Annotated in this window: 19 protein-coding genes, 5 tRNA genes and 1 rRNA gene; 19 read left to right on the top strand and 6 right to left on the bottom strand. The window is 47.5% G+C overall.

Annotation, left to right across the window (positions count from 1 at the left end; all coding sequences use genetic code 11):
- From EDM52_RS22200 to EDM52_RS22260, 13 genes are all read left to right on the top strand, one after another.
- Positions 1-177, top strand: a 23S ribosomal RNA gene (locus tag EDM52_RS22200); the annotation flags it as partial.
- A gap of 111 nt (positions 178-288) precedes the next feature.
- Positions 289-365, top strand: a tRNA-Asp gene (locus EDM52_RS22205).
- Between the two features lie 30 nt (positions 366-395).
- Positions 396-471, top strand: a tRNA-Phe gene (locus EDM52_RS22210).
- Between the two features lie 5 nt (positions 472-476).
- A tRNA-Lys gene (locus EDM52_RS22215) sits at positions 477-552 on the top strand.
- 18 nt (positions 553-570) lie between these two features.
- Positions 571-646 (top strand) — tRNA-Gly (locus tag EDM52_RS22220).
- Between the two features lie 163 nt (positions 647-809).
- Entirely contained in the window at positions 810-2,456 is a 1,647-nt protein-coding gene (locus EDM52_RS22225) for a tetratricopeptide repeat protein (RefSeq protein WP_122911104.1), read from the top strand.
- A gap of 46 nt (positions 2,457-2,502) precedes the next feature.
- The gene (gene trxB, locus EDM52_RS22230) at positions 2,503-3,483 is read left to right on the top strand and encodes a thioredoxin-disulfide reductase (RefSeq protein WP_276330140.1); all 981 of its coding nucleotides are present in this window, start codon (positions 2,503-2,505) and stop codon (positions 3,481-3,483) included.
- 236 nt (positions 3,484-3,719) lie between these two features.
- A complete protein-coding gene (gene rapZ, locus EDM52_RS22235; protein ID WP_122911106.1) occupies positions 3,720-4,601 on the top strand; it encodes an RNase adapter RapZ in 882 nt (293 codons plus the stop codon).
- A gap of 61 nt (positions 4,602-4,662) precedes the next feature.
- On the top strand, positions 4,663-5,655 hold the full coding sequence (locus EDM52_RS22240) for a gluconeogenesis factor YvcK family protein (protein ID WP_122911107.1): 993 nt from the start codon (positions 4,663-4,665) through the stop codon (positions 5,653-5,655).
- Positions 5,656-5,678: 23 nt separating this feature from the next.
- Positions 5,679-6,626, top strand: coding sequence for a DNA-binding protein WhiA (gene whiA / locus EDM52_RS22245; RefSeq protein ID WP_122911108.1), 948 nt, complete (start codon positions 5,679-5,681; stop codon positions 6,624-6,626).
- Between the two features lie 51 nt (positions 6,627-6,677).
- A complete protein-coding gene (locus EDM52_RS22250; RefSeq protein ID WP_122911109.1) occupies positions 6,678-6,935 on the top strand; it encodes an HPr family phosphocarrier protein in 258 nt (85 codons plus the stop codon).
- A gap of 129 nt (positions 6,936-7,064) precedes the next feature.
- Positions 7,065-7,277, top strand: coding sequence for a hypothetical protein (locus tag EDM52_RS22255; protein WP_122911110.1), 213 nt, complete (start codon positions 7,065-7,067; stop codon positions 7,275-7,277).
- Positions 7,278-7,422: 145 nt separating this feature from the next.
- Positions 7,423-7,914 carry a metallophosphoesterase family protein gene (locus EDM52_RS22260; protein WP_122911111.1) on the top strand — a complete coding sequence of 164 codons (492 nt, stop codon included), beginning with the start codon at positions 7,423-7,425 and terminating at the stop codon, positions 7,912-7,914.
- Between the two features lie 79 nt (positions 7,915-7,993).
- Here EDM52_RS22260 and clpP read toward each other — a convergent pair whose 3' ends face one another.
- Both clpP and EDM52_RS22270 read right to left on the bottom strand, forming a co-directional pair.
- A complete protein-coding gene (gene clpP, locus EDM52_RS22265; RefSeq protein WP_122911112.1) occupies positions 7,994-8,593 on the bottom strand; it encodes an ATP-dependent Clp endopeptidase proteolytic subunit ClpP in 600 nt (199 codons plus the stop codon).
- Between the two features lie 137 nt (positions 8,594-8,730).
- Complete coding sequence (locus tag EDM52_RS22270) at positions 8,731-8,961, bottom strand: hypothetical protein (RefSeq protein ID WP_245997299.1); 231 nt, start codon at positions 8,959-8,961, stop codon at positions 8,731-8,733.
- Positions 8,962-9,179: 218 nt separating this feature from the next.
- Here EDM52_RS22270 and EDM52_RS22275 point away from each other — a divergent pair, with 218 nt between their 5' ends.
- Both EDM52_RS22275 and EDM52_RS22280 read left to right on the top strand, forming a co-directional pair.
- Entirely contained in the window at positions 9,180-9,641 is a 462-nt protein-coding gene (locus tag EDM52_RS22275) for a copper amine oxidase N-terminal domain-containing protein (RefSeq protein WP_122911113.1), read from the top strand.
- Between the two features lie 251 nt (positions 9,642-9,892).
- The gene (locus EDM52_RS22280) at positions 9,893-11,122 is read left to right on the top strand and encodes a branched-chain amino acid ABC transporter substrate-binding protein (RefSeq protein ID WP_122911114.1); all 1,230 of its coding nucleotides are present in this window, start codon (positions 9,893-9,895) and stop codon (positions 11,120-11,122) included.
- Between the two features lie 71 nt (positions 11,123-11,193).
- Here EDM52_RS22280 and EDM52_RS22285 read toward each other — a convergent pair whose 3' ends face one another.
- The gene (locus EDM52_RS22285; RefSeq protein ID WP_122911115.1) at positions 11,194-11,328 is read right to left on the bottom strand and encodes a DUF4023 domain-containing protein; all 135 of its coding nucleotides are present in this window, start codon (positions 11,326-11,328) and stop codon (positions 11,194-11,196) included.
- Positions 11,329-11,526: 198 nt separating this feature from the next.
- On the opposite strand from EDM52_RS22285, the gene EDM52_RS24865 reads away from it, so the two are divergent.
- Positions 11,527-11,673, top strand: coding sequence for a hypothetical protein (locus EDM52_RS24865; RefSeq protein ID WP_183185287.1), 147 nt, complete (start codon positions 11,527-11,529; stop codon positions 11,671-11,673).
- Between the two features lie 64 nt (positions 11,674-11,737).
- Here EDM52_RS24865 and EDM52_RS22290 read toward each other — a convergent pair whose 3' ends face one another.
- Positions 11,738-11,983 carry a hypothetical protein gene (locus EDM52_RS22290; RefSeq protein WP_183185289.1) on the bottom strand — a complete coding sequence of 82 codons (246 nt, stop codon included), beginning with the start codon at positions 11,981-11,983 and terminating at the stop codon, positions 11,738-11,740.
- Between the two features lie 223 nt (positions 11,984-12,206).
- Here EDM52_RS22290 and EDM52_RS22295 point away from each other — a divergent pair, with 223 nt between their 5' ends.
- The 3 genes from EDM52_RS22295 (at position 12,207) to EDM52_RS22305 (ending at position 14,872) form a co-directional block, all read left to right on the top strand.
- A complete protein-coding gene (locus tag EDM52_RS22295; RefSeq protein ID WP_122911117.1) occupies positions 12,207-12,662 on the top strand; it encodes an ABC transporter substrate-binding protein in 456 nt (151 codons plus the stop codon).
- Positions 12,663-12,795: 133 nt separating this feature from the next.
- The gene (locus EDM52_RS22300) at positions 12,796-14,256 is read left to right on the top strand and encodes an RNA-guided endonuclease InsQ/TnpB family protein (protein WP_122911118.1); all 1,461 of its coding nucleotides are present in this window, start codon (positions 12,796-12,798) and stop codon (positions 14,254-14,256) included.
- A gap of 43 nt (positions 14,257-14,299) precedes the next feature.
- Positions 14,300-14,872: an ABC transporter substrate-binding protein gene (locus EDM52_RS22305; protein WP_276330141.1), complete on the top strand. Its 573-nt coding sequence runs from the start codon at positions 14,300-14,302 to the stop codon at positions 14,870-14,872.
- Between the two features lie 404 nt (positions 14,873-15,276).
- Here EDM52_RS22305 and EDM52_RS22310 read toward each other — a convergent pair.
- Positions 15,277-15,351: transfer RNA gene (locus tag EDM52_RS22310), tRNA-Arg, on the bottom strand.
- 154 nt (positions 15,352-15,505) lie between these two features.
- The gene (locus EDM52_RS22315) at positions 15,506-16,522 is read right to left on the bottom strand and encodes an ABC transporter substrate-binding protein (protein WP_122911120.1); all 1,017 of its coding nucleotides are present in this window, start codon (positions 16,520-16,522) and stop codon (positions 15,506-15,508) included.
- Positions 16,523-16,564 lie beyond the last annotated feature (42 nt).

A 16,564-nucleotide genomic window follows, 5' to 3' on the forward strand; every position in this document is an offset into this window, starting at 1 on the left:
CTATGTGCGGAAGGGATAAGCGCTGAAAGCATCTAAGCGTGAAGCCCCCTCCAAGATGAGACTTCCCACAGCGCAAGCTGGTAAGACCCCTCATAGACGATGAGGTTGATAGGTTCGGTGTGGAAGCGTGGTAACACGTGGAGCTGACGAATACTAATCGGTCGAGGACTTATCCACATGTCTTAGCAATCATGCAGATCCAGTTTTGAAGGAACAAGGCTTCAGAGCCATGTGCAAGCAACGTTGATGCCGTAAGATAGTTTTCGAATTCAGCGATCCTTCCTTAGTGGAGCTGTGGTGAAGTTGGAGTTCACGCCGGTCTGTCACACCGGAGGTCGCGGGTTCGAGTCCCGTCAGCTCCGCCATTTCTTAGAAATGGCGATTTGTATTTTAATGGCTCGGTAGCTCAGTCGGTAGAGCAGAGGACTGAAAATCCTCGTGTCGGCGGTTCGATTCCGTCCCGAGCCACCATGTACGAGCCATTAGCTCAGTTGGTAGAGCATCTGACTTTTAATCAGAGGGTCGAAGGTTCGAGTCCTTCATGGCTCACCAGTTTTTACAACAGGGTATGCGGATGTAGCTCAATTGGTAGAGCGTCGCCTTGCCAAGGCGAAGGTCGCGGGTTCGAGACCCGTCGTCCGCTCCATAGCAGAATTTCAGGCAAGAGCCTGGATATAGACACCACTTGCTGTAGAGGCAGTGGTGTTTTCATGCTTTTATTGGAAGAACATTTGCAAGACTAGTCAGCTTGTGGCATCGCCGCCCTTCTGGTACGATGGGAGTGCTGCTCCTACGATGTTGGAGGTTCTATGAAACATAACAAAAGTATTGTGAAAAAAACCGTCGTTGACTTTCAGCAAGATGCTACGTTTTTTGTTGAGCGCGGAATGAAATGTTTAAACCGGTACGACTATGAAAAAGCATTGCGGTCTTTTCGGCGAGCGGTAGAGCTGGAACCGAGCAATGCCGAGTGCCACTGCCATCTGGCCAGCGCACTCGCTGAAACCGGAAAATTTGAATTGTCTAATGAAGTTCTGAGTGAAGTCATAGAGAAGTGGGATCCGACCATGTATGAAGTCTATTTCTACATGGCAAACAACTATGCAAACCTGGAAGATTACGAAATGGCCGAAGAGATGGCAATTCGCTACCTGCAGGAGGACAGCAACGGATCATACCGAGAAGATGCAGAGGAATTGCTTGATTATATTTATTTTGAATTAGACATGCCGCCGCGTCACTTTCTTCCGAGTGAAAAGGAAGACATCTACAGCAAGCATGAGCGTGCGCGTCGCAGTCTGGAAGAAGGGCGTTTTCTCGAAGCACTGGATACATTAAAAGAAATCGTAGAAGCGGATCCTTCATTTTTGCCGGCCTGGAATAATCTTTCCCTGGCTTACTATTACGCAGGAGACTTCGATCAGGCGCTGGAAACGATCAGTAAAACGCTTGATATAGAGCCGGGTAATCTGCATGCGCTATGCAACTTGGCGGTTCTCCTTTCTCATAATAACCATACCAAAGAGCTGCTCCAAGTGATGGACACGCTAAAGAAGGTCGTTCCCTTCCATCCCGAGAACATCTACAAGCTGGCAACGACGATGGGCGTACTCGGACAGCATGAAGAAGCGTATATAAACTACCATCGCATGCTTAAATCGGGACGTCCCCATGAGGCGTGCACGTATCACTATGCGGCAATCTCAGCCTATTTGAGCGGGCACAAGGATCAGGCGCTGCGTTGGTGGCAGAAAGCCAAGCAGCTTGACCCGGAGGCAGGTATCGCTGATCAATATATCCAAATGGTAAAAAACGAACAGGAAGGGGAAACTATAAAACCGATCCCCTACCAATACAATCCGCCTCAGCGCGAAGTTTCTTGGGAAACGGCCTCTTTCACAGGGGTGGAAGATTTCAAGACCGATCCGATGATTCGTGCTTCACTGCTGTGGGCCTTGCAGCATGGCCGAGATGAAGTGAAGTTTGCGGTGCTTCAGACATTGTCACTCATTGCTGACGATGAGGCAGAGACGGCTGTGCGACAGTTCTACCAGCAGGCGACCGATCCACAGCTGCAAAAGTTAGCTTTGCTGGCCCTGGCAGATATGGGAGCCTCGCTTCCTACAGACTGTCCGGCTGCGGAGGAACGCAAGACAGCGGTTAAAGATCAAGCTGATGAATCAGTCGAAGCGGGAATACAGCGTCTCCTTCACGACGAAGGACATGAACAAGCTGCGAAGTGGTGCTTGGAAGCGTGGAAGAAGTATCTGCAGCAAACGGCAGACGATCCGGGGCAAGTGCGTAAAGCAGTAGCATGGATAGCAGCATTAGAATATGTATACGGAACTGTAAGCGAACAAAAAATATCCCAAGCAGCTTTGGCGAAAAAATACGGAATATCTGCTGCGACCGTATCAAAGTGCGTCAAATTATTGTCGAGGCTTGATTTTAAATAGATTATTATTTTATAATTAATTTAAATTAGAAGCTTCTAGTCACGTCTTGAGAAGGAGGACGAGGGATATGAGTGATCAAAAAATTTATGATGTTATTATTGCCGGAGCCGGCCCTGCCGGAATGACGGCTGCCGTATATACATCTCGTGCAAATATGAGTACGCTGATGCTGGAGCGAGGAATTCCAGGCGGTCAGATGGCGAACACAGAAGAAATTGAGAACTATCCTGGCTTCGGTTCTATTTTGGGGCCAGATCTGTCCACCAAAATGTTTGAGCATGCTCAACAGTTTGGGGCTGAATACGCATATGGAGATATCAAGGAAGTTCGCGACGAAGCGCCATACAAACGCGTGCTTGCTGGAGACAAGGAGTACCTGGCAAAATCTGTGATCATCGCGACAGGAGCCGAACACCGTCTCCTCGGAGCGCCAGGTGAGAAAGAGCTTTCCGGCCGCGGTGTATCGTATTGTGCAGTATGTGATGGAGCTTTCTTCCGCGGCAAAGAATTGGTTGTCGTAGGCGGTGGAGACTCTGCAGTAGAAGAAGCCGTGTTCTTGACCCGTTTTGCTTCCAAGGTGACCATTATTCACCGTCGTGATCAATTCCGTGCTCAAAAAATCCTGCAAAAACGCGCAATGGAAAACGAAAAAATCTCCGTGATTTGGGATACCCAGGTAAAAGAAATTCGCGGCGAAGGCAAAGTTCAATCCGTGCTGTTGGAGAACGTCAAGACAAATGAGCAAAGCGAATTGGCTACAGATGGTGTCTTCATCTACGTCGGTATGGACCCGCTGACAGACAGCGTTCGCGGTCTCGGAGTTACCAACGAAGCAGGCTACGTGCTGACCGATGAGAAAATGAACACCAAAGTAAAAGGCGTATTCGCTGCCGGAGACGTTCGCGAAAAAATGCTGCGTCAAGTGGTAACAGCAACGGGAGACGGCTCGATTGCTGCTCAGTCCGCTCAACACTATGTTGAAGAGCTGAATGAAAAGCTGCAAGAACAAAATGTCACAATCTCTTAACTTCGTTGTAACATTACTGAAATATTAGGGGAGTAATATAAAGACAATGAATTAACCCCCTTATCTATATAAATTGATTGGCGTGGCTGAAATTGAGCCACGTCTCTTTTTTTCCCCATTTACATTGTTGGCGTAACCGACGCTCCAGGTTGGGAATTTAGGGGAGGGGCTCAAAAGGATGCGAATATGTCGATTAATATGGTATGCTATTGTCAGAATCGTAGGAGGCGAGTTGCGTGACGGATATGGGAAAAGACAAGGCTATTAACTTGCTCATCATCACCGGGATGTCAGGAGCGGGTAAAACCGTTGCGGTGCAAAGCCTGGAGGATTTGGGGTACTTTTGTGTAGACAACCTGCCGCCAGTCCTGATCCCGAAGTTTGCCGAATTGGTGCAGCAGTCTGGAGGAAGTATTGAGCGAGTCGCATTGGTCATCGATTTGCGTGGGAGAGGGTTTTTTGAAAGCTTGTCCCAAACCATTGATCGACTGAATGAGATGAACGGGCTCTCCTTCCACATCCTGTATCTAGATGCGAATGATCAAACCCTGGTCTCTCGCTATAAGGAAACGCGTCGTCGCCACCCGCTATCATCGAACGGTTCGCCATTGGAAGGCATCCATGCTGAGCGTCGACTGCTGGAAGAGATGAAGGGCTTGGCGCATCAGATTATTGATACGAGTCAGATGAAGCCGGCACAGCTTCGGGAAAAAATCATCAGTCAATACGGTCAGCAGGGCTCGCCATTGACCATTAACTTACAATCGTTCGGTTTCAAATACGGTTCACCGATTGATGCCGACTTAATGTTTGATGTACGCTTTTTGCCCAATCCGCACTATGTTGAGGAGCTGCGACCGAAAACCGGCCGTGACCGGGAAGTGTCGGACTATGTGATGAGTCATCCGGATACAAAGGAATTCGTTGAAAAGCTGACCGATTTTTTGGCCTATACCCTGCCTCACTATCAGCGCGAGGGCAAAAGCCAATTGGTTATCGGAATCGGCTGCACAGGCGGGAAACACCGCTCTGTTGCTATTGTCGAACACCTGGCTAAAACCTTCGGACAAGATTTTACGGTCAGAACCAGCCATCGAGACATGGAGAAGAGCAAGTAAGCATAAGATGGCAGGAAAGAGATAAGAGAGTTAGGTGTAATAGAGAATAATGGGGTGACATATGCCGACGAAGGGAATGGGGAGACCTCAGCGACAGCAGATGCGGCTTGTCGTAATCGGCGGAGGAACGGGGCTGTCGGTCCTGTTGCGTGGTTTGAAGTACGAGCCGGTTCATATCACCGCCATCGTAACAGTTGCTGACGACGGGGGAAGTTCAGGCCGTCTGCGTGCTGAGATGGATATGCCGCCTCCAGGAGATATTCGCAACGTTCTTACTGCACTGGCTGATACAGAGCCATTGATGGAAAAAGTCATGCAATACCGTTTTTCTACCGGCACCGGATTAGCCGGGCATAATTTGGGAAATCTACTACTTGCAGCTATGAACGAGATCACAGGTGATTTTGTTACAGCGGTCAAGGCTTTGAGCGGTGTATTGGCGGTACGCGGGGACGTGTTGCCTGCATCTACCCAGTCCATCCAGTTAATCGCAGAGATGAAGGATGGTACGCTGGTGGCTGGAGAGTCGCAAATTCCGCTGGCGGGTAAAGAAATCAAGCGTGTCTATCTGGAGCCGTCAGACGCTGCTCCGTTGAATGAAGCGCTGCTTGCGATTGCGGATGCCGATGCGATTCTGATCGGTCCGGGCAGTCTGTATACCAGCATCATTCCGAATCTGCTCGTGCGTGGCTTGTTCTCTGCCATTGCTCGTTCGACGGCGCCCAAGATTTATATTTGCAACGTCATGACCCAGCCAGGTGAAACAGATGGCTTTGCGGCTTCGCATCACGTGAATGCCATGTATCAGCACGTGGGTGGACCATTTTTGGATACAATCATTGTCAATTCAGCAAAACTTCCCTTTCACGTATTGGAAAAGTACGCGGAAAAGGGTGCCAAGCCTGTCCGGTATGACCTGAAGCAGCTGCGCCAACTGGGTTTGCATATTGTAGCAAAACCATTGGTTACGTTCGAGGATGGTTACCTGAGGCATGATGCACATGCGGTGAGCAAACAGGTTGTATCACTTGTCAAGCGCAGGCGAAGGGGCTGAAGAAAGAGAAGGAGAGGGTGTCAATGTCATTCGCCGCGCATACCAAAAAGGAACTAACCATGCAGGAGGCCGGCGATTGCTGCAACAAGGCGGAACTGTCCGCATTGATTCGCATGAATGGCAGTCTTCAATTTGGTTCGGGCCGGCTGGTGCTGGATGTAACCACAGAAAATGCAGCGATTGCCAGACGGATCTACACCTTGATCAAAAAGCTGTTTAGCATCCACACAGAGCTTTTGGTTCGCAAAAAAATGCGCTTGAAGAAAAACAATGTATACATCGTGCGTATTCCCAACAAAGCGAATGAAATCCTGCAGGACTTGGGCATCATGGACCAGAGCATGTCGTTTGTTCCGGGAATTTCCTCCGATGTAGTCAAAACCTCATGCTGCCGTGCCGCTTACCTGCGGGGAGCCTTTTTGGCAGGAGGATCGGTCAATCACCCGGAATCGTCCAGCTATCATTTGGAGATTTTCACTTCCTATCAGGATTTTTGTGAAGCTCTTACCAAGATGGCCAATCGCTATAAATTGAATGCCAAGTGCATTGAGCGCAAAAAAGGGTATGTGCTCTATATCAAGGAAGGCGAAAAAATCACCGAGTTCTTGAGTCTGATCGGCGCTCACCAGGCACTGCTTTATTTCGAGGATGTGCGTATCGTAAAAGACATGCGCAACTCTGTAAACCGACTGCATAACTGTGAGATTGCGAACATTAACAAGACGGTAAATGCCGCCACTCGTCAAATGGAGAATATCCAGCTGATCGATCAGGAAATGGGGCTGGAGAACTTGCCCAAACGCTTGAGAGAGGTGGCAGAGCTGAGGCTCATTCATCCAGATATCAATCTGAAAGAATTGGGTGAAATGCTCCCGAGCGGAATTGTCAGTAAGTCGGGAGTGAATCATCGACTGCGAAAAATTAACGAAATCGCTGACAAATTACGAGAAAAACAAAATATTTCGATCTAAATACATGGTATACTAAGGGATAATGATTCTTTCGCGTGAGGAGGTCCATCGATGGTTCAGCAGCAGGTTATGGTCAATCTGAAGACCGGTTTGCAGGCACGTCCTGCAGCTTTCTTCGTACAAGAGGCCAACCGTTTTGCATCCGAAGTATTCGTAGAAAAAGACAACAAGAAAGTAAATGCCAAAAGCATCATGGGTATCATGAGCCTCGCTATAAGCTCCGGAACGGAAATTACGATTTTGGCAGAAGGACCAGATGCGCCCCAGGCAGTTGCAAGTCTTGCGAACTTGGTAAGCAAAGAAGAATAGCTAGGAACAAGAAAAACACTTTCCCCGTCGGAAGGTGTTTTTTGCGTATATAGGCATGTTTTTTCACGATCAGGGCATTTCTAATCAATGTAATAGGAAAAAATAATGCTGAGCTGAAGGAGGGATACCATGAGCGAGCGAGATTCTAACTATGAAGGCCGAGACGCATACGATATGGACGTGGATCGGATGATCAACGAAGGACTTGGCGGTGGCATGGTTTCTTATCAGAACGGTCTGGTAGAGGAAACGTCCGTGGATACCATGCAGGGCGAGTCTGGCCAATCTGGCGGATCTGCTGCAAGACAGGCTTTGAATGACGATGACGAGTCGGTAACGTAAAAGAGTATTGATAAGCAGCTGAACGCCATTTTAGAGTCGTCGAGCAGGCACAGAAAGATTCTGTCGTCAGCTCGACGTTTTTTGTTGGGAAAAAAGGGAAAAGGAGATAGGATGATAGAAATAGTGAGAGGAGCAAAGGGGGAGATTGTATGAGTCTTCAAATCGGGGAAGCCATAGCTGTCATTTCGGATGTGCATGGGAAGACATCCTGTTTTGCCATGCCACTCCCTTTACAGACGATGCAAGCCTTATCGAGAAGGTAACGGAAGACGGAGTAGCCGACAAGCCAATTGAGGTTCTGTCAGCGGAACTGCAGGCCATCCCGCAGAAGGTCATCGTATGCGGTGATACACATGTGCCCAAAAATGTGTTCCTGCCAGACGGGAAGTGGATCGTGAATCCGGGGAGTGTAGGTTTTCCGGCATATTATGAGGAATCCCCGCATCCGCATGTCATGGAGTCTCATTCGCCCCATGCCAAATATGCCATATTGCAGCGAGTGGAAGAGGGATGGTCGCTTGCGCATGTGTGCATTCCATACGATTGGGAGCGGGCAAGCAGACGTGCTGAACAATTCGGGCGGATGGATTATGCGAATGCGATTCGCAGTGGAAAAGCCTATATTCCACAAGCATAATTTAATTAGTAATCTGTTTTTTGGCATACAAAAACACCCGTTCATAGCAACGGGTGTCTTGCCTTTTCACACATGCTTATTATTTTGCTGCAGCCTCGGAAGTGATAACCTTGTCAATTAGTCCGTACTCCAGCGCCTCAGCAGCGGAGAGGAAGTTGTCGCGGTCTGTATCTTTTTCCAAGCGCTCCAGTGGTTGGCCTGTGCGCTCAGCCAGGATTCTGTTCAGCTTGTCACGCATTTTCAGAATGCGTTTTGCTGCGATTTCGATATCGCTTGCTTGCCCTTGTGCACCACCCAGAGGTTGGTGAATCATGACTTCGCTATTCGGCAGGGCCAAACGCTTGCCTTTGGCACCTGCTGCAAGCAAGAAGGCGCCCATCGAAGCTGCCATACCAATACAAATCGTAGATACGTCTGGCTTGATAAAGTTCATCGTGTCATATATCGCCATACCAGCTGTAATGGAACCGCCAGGGCTGTTAATGTAGAGGTGAATGTCCTTATCAGGATCTTCTGCTTGTAGGAACAACAACTGGGCCACCACGATGTTGGCTACCGTATCGTTAATGGGAGTTCCCAAAAAGATAATTCTATCTTTGAGCAGGCGCGAATAAATATCGTAAGCACGTTCACCGCGGTTCGTCTGTTCAATAACGGTTGGAATTAAATTCATGTGCATCTAGTCCTCCTCCTCTCTTAGTAAGAATATCATACACAAAAGGTCAGTAAAGGTCAAACACTTATGTATGGGTCCTCACTACCATGATTACCAGATCGCTTCTCCTTAAACCTGCTCAAACCGATTTGAGCCAGCTGTTATTTCTTCTTGGATTCCTCCACTTCTGTCAGTTCAACCGTCAGACGTAGGGTGGCTGCCATTTTCCTGCCCTTGATGATCGTGTATTCCTCAACCTGCTTCATCTGCAGCTCTTGAATAGCTTCCCCCAATGCTGTTTCGTCGGAGTAGGGTTGTATCGTCAGCAGACACTCCTCGTCACTGGCCTCCTGATAGATCAGATAAAAACGCTCGTCGGCGATGATCAACACATCCTTTTATCCACAATGTTATCCACAGGTTGTGCACAAAAACATTTGTTCGCGGGATATCAACGTAAAAAAACAAGTAAAGATGTCGTTCTTAGGATGGCATGAAGGAAAAAAACCTTGCATAGGAAAAGGATGGGAGAAAAAAGAAGGAAAAATCAATTTTTAAGCGTATGTTACATAATTGGGTTATATTTCTTAATAAATAAGGAGTGTGGAAAATGTTAAAGAAAATTCCAGCTATGTTGTTGACAGCAGCTCTATTGACGGGCAGTGTCGCTGCAACAGCCGCTTTTGCCCAAACAGCGCCTGTGCAACAACAAAAAATTCAAGTGAACTTGAATGAAAAAGAACTCGTCTTCCCACAAGACGTAGTGACAGAAAACGGAGTGGCTTATGTGAATGCCAGCACCCTCGCGATCGCGTTGGGCGGTACAGCGGCATGGGATACGATGAAAGAGTCCCTGCTCATTGCAAAAGATAACACATATGCGCTTCGTATGTACAAAAACAGCACCTTTGCCTACAAAAACGGAAAAGAAACAAGAGTCCCTAACCCGCCTCGCCAAACGACTGGTGCTGTGCTCGTACCACTTGTCTACATTGCACAGGAACTGGGTGCTGAAGTGACGTATGATGAGAATTCTCGCACTTATAACCTGAGTATCGCTGTCGAAAAATAAAGATAAGTTGCACGCAAATATTATCTATTTATATATGATTTGTGTGTATATAGAAAAATGGATGGCCACTTCCTGACTGGGAGTGGTCATTTTCTTTTCTGCAAGCATTAGCATTTTCACGGTCAATATACTTCTGTAAAAAATATTTAGGCAAAAAACCAGTTTATCTATTGCAAATTTTCCCATTTATCTTAAAATAGGTTACAGTTTCCTGTAGTTTGTCTGCAAAGGAAAAAGGGGGATGTAATGCGATGAAAAAACAGAAAAGATTGTCAATTCTTGCAGCAGCATTAACCGTTAGCGCACTGTTGGCTGGATGTGCCGGAGGCGGCGGACAGCAATCAGGTGGGGAAACACCCCAAAATAGCGGGGGATCCAGTGGAGGCGGCGGAGCGGCTGCAGCTGAAAAGCTGGTCATAGCCGTAGTAGGTCCGATGTCAGGTCAATACTCCGATTACGGAAGTACAGCCAAAGCAGGGGCGGAATATGCGTTAAAGGAAAAGCAGGAAGCGTTTAAGCAACTCGGTTTCGATGTACAGCTCTCCTCTCAAGATGACCAGGCTGACCCGAAACAAGGCGTAGCTGTCGCGCAAATGCTGATCTCCAATCCCGATGTAGTCGGCGTTGTCGGACACGCTACGACAGGTGCATCCGTCACGGCAGCCGCGCAATATGAGCAAGAGAGCCTCGTCATGGTATCTCCATCGGCAACCGGCTCTGACTTGACTGAGCAAGGCAAAAAGGTTGTGCACCGCATCTGTGCACGCGATGACCAACAGGGTTCTAAAGCCGCGATTTTTGCGAAAAATACATTGGGTGTGAAGAACGCCTTCTTGATGCACGACAAGCAAGCATACGGTCAAGGTTTGGCAGACGAAGTGAAAAAGCAGTTCGAGAAGGATGGCGTACAAGTACTTGGCTTTGAAGGTGTGACAGCAGGCGAGAAAGATTATGGTGCTGTACTCAACCAAATCCTCGCTACAAATCCGGAAATGATTTACTTCGGCGGTTATTACTCCGATGCCGGAATCATCGTGAAGCAGGCACGTGAAAAAGGCTTTACCGGAATCTTCATGGGTGGAGATGGCTACGATTCTGCTGACCTGGTGAAAATCGCTGGCGCTGAAAATGCCAATAACGTCGTATTCACTTCGACGGTTGGCGATGTAGGAGCCACTGAGGAAGGCAAGAAGTGGATCGCAGACTTTGAGCAGGCAACCGGCAACAAGGTGGGAATCTTTACGTCCTTCGGCTATGATTCCATGGGCGTGATGCTGAATGGTCTGGAAGAGGCGATCAAGGCGAATGGCGGCAAGAAGCCGACGCGTGAACAAGTGCTGGAAGCTGTTCACAAAACGAAAGAGTACAAAGGGAAATTTGTAAATGTGACCTTCAACGACAAAGGTGACAACGAATTCGCGTCCGTCTACGTGTACAAATACGAAAACGGTCAAAAAGTGTACATCGGTGAAGCGAAGTAAGAGAAGGATGCTTGAAAGCCCTGGGGAAGCTCTCCAGGGCTTTGTTGTGACAGGGGGAGGAAAACCTGCGCTTAGATGCCTTGCTTGCTCGGCAGGCGTTTTTCCGGGTGGCCATAGCCTTGATGCTTTCGGCTGCGCATATTTTTTTCCTGAGCTTCGTGAATCTTGGCAACGAATTGGCTTGTACTCATCTTGGTAAAATCCATCTGACACCTCCAAAAGGGTATGGCATGCGTTATTAGGATGTCCTGTTTCTGCGGAAGACAGTCTATCGCTCTCTTGATGAAGAGCAGAATTCAGAAATATTCACGAATTTGGAAGAACCAAGCATGCTAGTTAGGGGGAGATATCAGCTATAATAGGAGTAAAGAGATAAGTGAGTATGAATGATGGAGGTTATGAGCATGTCAACCGGATTTATTGCCGTATTGGTCATTATGTCGGTGTTAATCATATGGGTCTCCATTTGGGTGACGAACAAGGCATATGGTCGCAAACCGGATACGATTGATCCCATTAAGCCAGAACATGAAAATAAGATGAACAATTAGGTCGTTGCCACTTCAATGAAAAAAGCAGCCATCCATTTATTGAGGTGGCTGCTTTTCGTGTTTGTTATTCGTATGTGCCGATCAGCTTGACAGCTTCTTCAACGAAAGAGGTGTCAATGTTATTGTTAACATCAAACTCACCGACTGTACCTCCATTGTTTCGGTGGTACTCATATTGGAGCATGCGAGCAATATCCGTAATGGAAATCGTGGAGTATGTCTGGGTTTCCATGAGCTTTAAAAGCGATAAGATGATCCATTCCTTCGATTGTTGGGAGCGGCTAATACGGTTGATCAACAAACGTGACACATCCTTGATTTTGTCTATTTTCAGAGCAAAAGGTACAAAAGGAATTGAAAATACGAGAAAAAAGGGGTAGTGTTACAATTGTAACATTGGAACCGCCCCATGCGCACCGGGAGAACAGGTAAGGAGGCAGACCATCTACATAACGCCTATTTTTTTTAACATTTTTTAATTGATAATGATACTCATTGTTACTTAAAGTGATCAATTAGAGGAGGAGAAATCGATGTTGTCCAAAGGAAGAGTATGGCTGTTCATGACACTCATCATGTCGCTTCTGGTGGCTGGTTGCGGAGGAGGCACGCAAAGTGCGGCACCGCCAGCAGCCGAACAGACAGCTCCACAGCAAAGCACCCCGGCAGAAAGCAATGCACAGTCGGCAGCAGAGGAGACACGTACCATTACCCACGCGATGGGGGAGACTGTCGTCAAGGGAACGCCGCAGCGGGTCGTCGTCTTGACCACTCAAGGTACGGAAAGTCTACTTGTCTTGGGGATCAAGCCTGTGGGTGCGGTGAAGTCATGGATCGGGAATCCTTGGTTTGACCATATCAAGGATCAAATGGATGGGGTAGAAGTAGTAGGAGATGAGGTACAGCCCAACGTAGAATTGATTGCGAGTCTGAAGCCCGATCTGATTTTGGGCACCAAGGTTCGTCAGGAAAAAATCTATCTAAGTTAAGCGAGAGTACCCCCACTTCTATAAGTGGTGGGGTGAATCGCTTTTCTTTTTTCCTTCTTTTGCATATAATCAAAGAGAACAAAACGAACGTATGTTCCGTATGCAGAACGCTTGCAAAAGGAGGTGAAAACACATGCACGACAAAGGTTCCTACCAAACCTACCAGATCTGGATCCAACCAGGACATCGGCTCTTTCCGTACTTTCAGCAGTTGTGTCAACAAGCCAAAAGCTTGTACAACACCACGAACTTCTTCATTCGGCAGGTGTATACGGCTCTCACCCAAGGCAAGGAGCTTCAACCCCTCCAACAGGAAGTGATGGACCTCATTCATCAACATTTGGATGCAATGAATGAGAATCAATTTCTTGCCTTCCAGAAAAAGGTGGCAAAGGAAGGCATGAAGCCTGAGGAGCAGCGTAAAGACGTGAAAGCGAACCTGTTTCCCCTTCCAATCAAGGAAGATCCGATGCTCAGCTACCACTTCCTCGATGCACTGTTCAAAGCGATGGGGCAGGAAAACTATCGAGCCTTACCGACGCAAAGCAGTCAGAACATCATGAAAGTAGCGTTTCAAAATTGGAAGAGTTTTTTTGCCTTAATCAAGAAGTATAAGAGCAATCCAACTTCCTTGTCAGGAAAGCCACGGATTCCGAAGTATTGCCGTACTCCACAAAAAGAGTTCATTTTCACGAATCAGGATTGCGAAATCAAGAATCATCGGTTCTTGAAGCTTCCTTTTACGAAGCAACGGTTGAATATTGGGAAAGTGGGCTTTACAAACGGGAGGCTTATGCAAGTACGAGTGATTCCGTCCTACGGACGCTATGTGGTGGAACTCATTTTTACTTGTGACGAGCAACCGCAACAGCATCCTTTGGATCGAGTGATGGCGATTGATCTGGGCATTGATAACCTTGCAACCATTGTGACCAATACAGGCAGAACACCAACGTTGGTCAAGGGCAAAGTTGTCAAGTCGATCAATCAGTATTACAACAAGCAAAAGGCGTATTATGTTGGCATTTTGCGCCAAGGGAAGAAGTCGCATGAAGGACAAAAGACCTCGAAACGACTGGAATGTTTGCATCGCAAGCGATTTCTCAAAATCAAGGACATCTTCCATAAGGCAAGTCATGCCATTGTGGAAATCGCTTTACAAGAGCAGATCGGAACGATTGTCATTGGTCATAACACCCAATGGAAAAGCGAATCCAATATGGGCAAAAGGAACAATCAATCGTTTTGCCACATTCCGCACAACCTGTTGATTCAAATGATTCGCTACAAGGCAAAGCGGTCAGGGATGACAACCATCGTGAGGGAAGAATCCTACACTTCAAAAGCAAGCTTCCTGGATAACGACGACATCCCTACGTATGGTGAAAGCGATACAATCGCAACCTTTTCAGGGAAGCGAATTCACCGTGGCATGTACCGTTGCGCAAACGGGACATTGATCAATGCTGATGTGAACGGAGCCTACAACATTTTGCGAAAAGAAGTTCCAAAGGTATTCGCTAATGGAATAGAGGGGTTGGACGGCCTGTCGGCTGTCGCTGTGTCAACTCCGCTTGTGTTAAGCGTCCGATAAGGACGACACATAAGAAACCCCCACCTCTATAGGTGGTGGGAGTATTCATACGCAGCTTTCAGCGATTGCTCCGACCGTGTTTACAGAAAACCTGGGCGATAGCATGATCGAGAACTTTGAGTTGTATGCGAAAGCATTGAATAAAGAAGAAGACGGCAAAAAGGTGCTCGACGAATTTTATCAAAAAATCGAGGAAGCCAAGACAAAGCTAGGTGATAAAACCAAGCTGGAAATCTCCCTGGCACGCTTTCAGCCAGGTAAAGTAAGAGTGTACTATAAGAACAATTTTGCAGGTGTGATGTTAGACAAGATGGGCTTTGCTAGACCGGAAGCGCAGAATAAGGATGAATTTACCCAAGATCTCGCCAAAGAGCAAATGGCTGATCTGGATGGTGATGTCTTCTTTTACTTTACTTCCGATCGCGAGGGAGACACGGGAGCAAGCAAAACCGCGGAGGAATGGCTGAGTGACCCGCTTGCGCAGAATTTGAATGTAAAGAAAAAAGGACATGTCTATCAGGTGAATGAAGCGATTTGGAATTCGGCTGGAGGCATCATCGCGGCTGATCTGATGGTGAAGGATATCGAGAAGATTCTAGCGGATATTCAACCTTAGGCAGGATAAGTAAAGAAGGACTGGAGACTCCAGTCCTTTTTCCCTGTCGAATTTACCAATATTTACGTAATGCACCAACGATCAACCAGTGAGATAATAGCAATGTAATCCATAACAACTAGTATAATCCAACTTGGGGATTAGCGCTTTCGACTTAATTGATGCAGGAAGTCGGCGCTATTTTTTTTGCCCAACAAAAGGCATACCTACCTATATGTACATGCGAAATAGCTCTAATATTCATGTATACTATAATCATTCACGTACCCTTAACGTACTACCCCTGTACGTTACCCTTCCGTCTCGATTGCGGAAGGTTTTTTTTTCACTAAAAAACCTCCGTTCACCAGAGAACGGAGGTTTACGTATACTACGCGAATACACATCGCGGCTTCGAACTAGTATGGTACGCCTGAAGGGAATCGAACCCCCGCACATGGTTCCGGAGACCATTGCTCTATCCACTGAGCTACAGGCGCAAGAAAAGTGATACCTTCCTATTATAAAATATTGTTGACAGAGATGCAATTGAAAAACGCGTTTTCAGTGGATTTTTTTCATGGGTGTGAACATATGCAGAAAGGGGGCGGTCGCGTGATGCAACTGCCCCTTGTATTTATTCTGACTGATTCCTTACTTTGAAAAGTGATTCACAATCTCGTCCACTAGCATGTTCGCTGCAAGGATTCCGCCACTCGTGTTCCAGATCACTTCGTTTACCTGAAAGACTTGGTTGGTTTTCGCGGCATTGAGGTTTTTCCAGAGTGGATCATTGATCCATTCGTCCTTGTACTTAGCAGCATCCTTGTCATCGTAATCCGATACCCAGTAGAACAATACATCCCCGTCAGCGACAGCCATCTGTTCCTTCGCAATCACTTGCATGAATTCATCTTTATCCTGAGCGGCAGGACGGGCAAAGCCCAATTGATTGAACAGCACACCGGCGAATGTATCTTTCATGTAGACGCGAACCTTTCCATTCAGGAAGCGAACGAGGGATACCTGGGTTTTGGTCTTTTCGCCCAATTTTGTTTTGGCTTCTTCTACTCGCTTGTCAAAATCAGCTAAAAGAGCGTCGCCTTCCGCTTGTTTGTTCACGGCTTCCGCATAAAGCTTGAAGTTGGTTTTCCAGTTGCCGGACAGCTCTTCGGAAAAGACGGTAGGTGCAATCGCGGATAGCTGGGAGTAGACCTTTTCTTGACGAACCTTGTTTCCGAGGATGAGGTCTGGCTTCAGACTGGCAATCAGTTCGAGGTTGGGCTGTGTTTCCTCACCCAGCACGGTTACGTCCTGCATCTGGTCTTTGATGTGCTCATACCACGGCTCGCCTTGCCAGGATTTCACCGCTCCTACAGGCTTGATGCCGAGGGATAGCAGGGCTTCCGTTCCTTCGTTGGTGAGAATGACTACGCGAGTGGGAGTGCCTGTGATCGGGGTCTCTCCCATTGCATGCTTGATGGTGCGGGCTTCGCTTTTTGTCTCTGGTGCCGCACTTGCTTCCGCAGCAGGCGCAGAAGTGGCGGGCGTGGCGGCAGGCTGACTGCTCGAGGAGCTTTGACTGGCTCCTCCGCACCCGGTGACAAGAAGCATCAGCGATAATCCGATTGCACTTGCCAATTGAAAAGCTGGCTTGCGAACTAACTTCATGAAGAAAACCTCCCAAAATCTTTATTGAAATTAATTATCATT

The organism is Brevibacillus invocatus (genome assembly GCF_003710915.1).
GTDB lineage: Bacteria > Bacillota > Bacilli > Brevibacillales > Brevibacillaceae > Brevibacillus > Brevibacillus invocatus.

Bases quoted from the DNA above. Each gene is read 5' to 3' on its own strand.
- EDM52_RS22225 (WP_122911104.1), top strand. From the start codon at position 810: ATGAAACATAACAAAAGTATTGTGAAAAAAACCGTCGTTGACTTTCAG.
- EDM52_RS22240 (WP_122911107.1), top strand. From the start codon at position 4,663: ATGCCGACGAAGGGAATGGGGAGACCTCAGCGACAGCAGATGCGGCTT.
- whiA (WP_122911108.1), top strand. From the start codon at position 5,679: ATGTCATTCGCCGCGCATACCAAAAAGGAACTAACCATGCAGGAGGCC.
- EDM52_RS22250 (WP_122911109.1), top strand. From the start codon at position 6,678: ATGGTTCAGCAGCAGGTTATGGTCAATCTGAAGACCGGTTTGCAGGCA.
- EDM52_RS22255 (WP_122911110.1), top strand. From the start codon at position 7,065: ATGAGCGAGCGAGATTCTAACTATGAAGGCCGAGACGCATACGATATG.
- clpP (WP_122911112.1), bottom strand. From the start codon at position 8,593: ATGCACATGAATTTAATTCCAACCGTTATTGAACAGACGAACCGCGGT.
- EDM52_RS22275 (WP_122911113.1), top strand. From the start codon at position 9,180: ATGTTAAAGAAAATTCCAGCTATGTTGTTGACAGCAGCTCTATTGACG.
- EDM52_RS22280 (WP_122911114.1), top strand. From the start codon at position 9,893: ATGAAAAAACAGAAAAGATTGTCAATTCTTGCAGCAGCATTAACCGTT.
- EDM52_RS22285 (WP_122911115.1), bottom strand. From the start codon at position 11,328: ATGGATTTTACCAAGATGAGTACAAGCCAATTCGTTGCCAAGATTCAC.
- EDM52_RS24865 (WP_183185287.1), top strand. From the start codon at position 11,527: ATGTCAACCGGATTTATTGCCGTATTGGTCATTATGTCGGTGTTAATC.
- EDM52_RS22295 (WP_122911117.1), top strand. From the start codon at position 12,207: ATGTTGTCCAAAGGAAGAGTATGGCTGTTCATGACACTCATCATGTCG.
- EDM52_RS22300 (WP_122911118.1), top strand. From the start codon at position 12,796: ATGCACGACAAAGGTTCCTACCAAACCTACCAGATCTGGATCCAACCA.
- EDM52_RS22315 (WP_122911120.1), bottom strand. From the start codon at position 16,522: ATGAAGTTAGTTCGCAAGCCAGCTTTTCAATTGGCAAGTGCAATCGGA.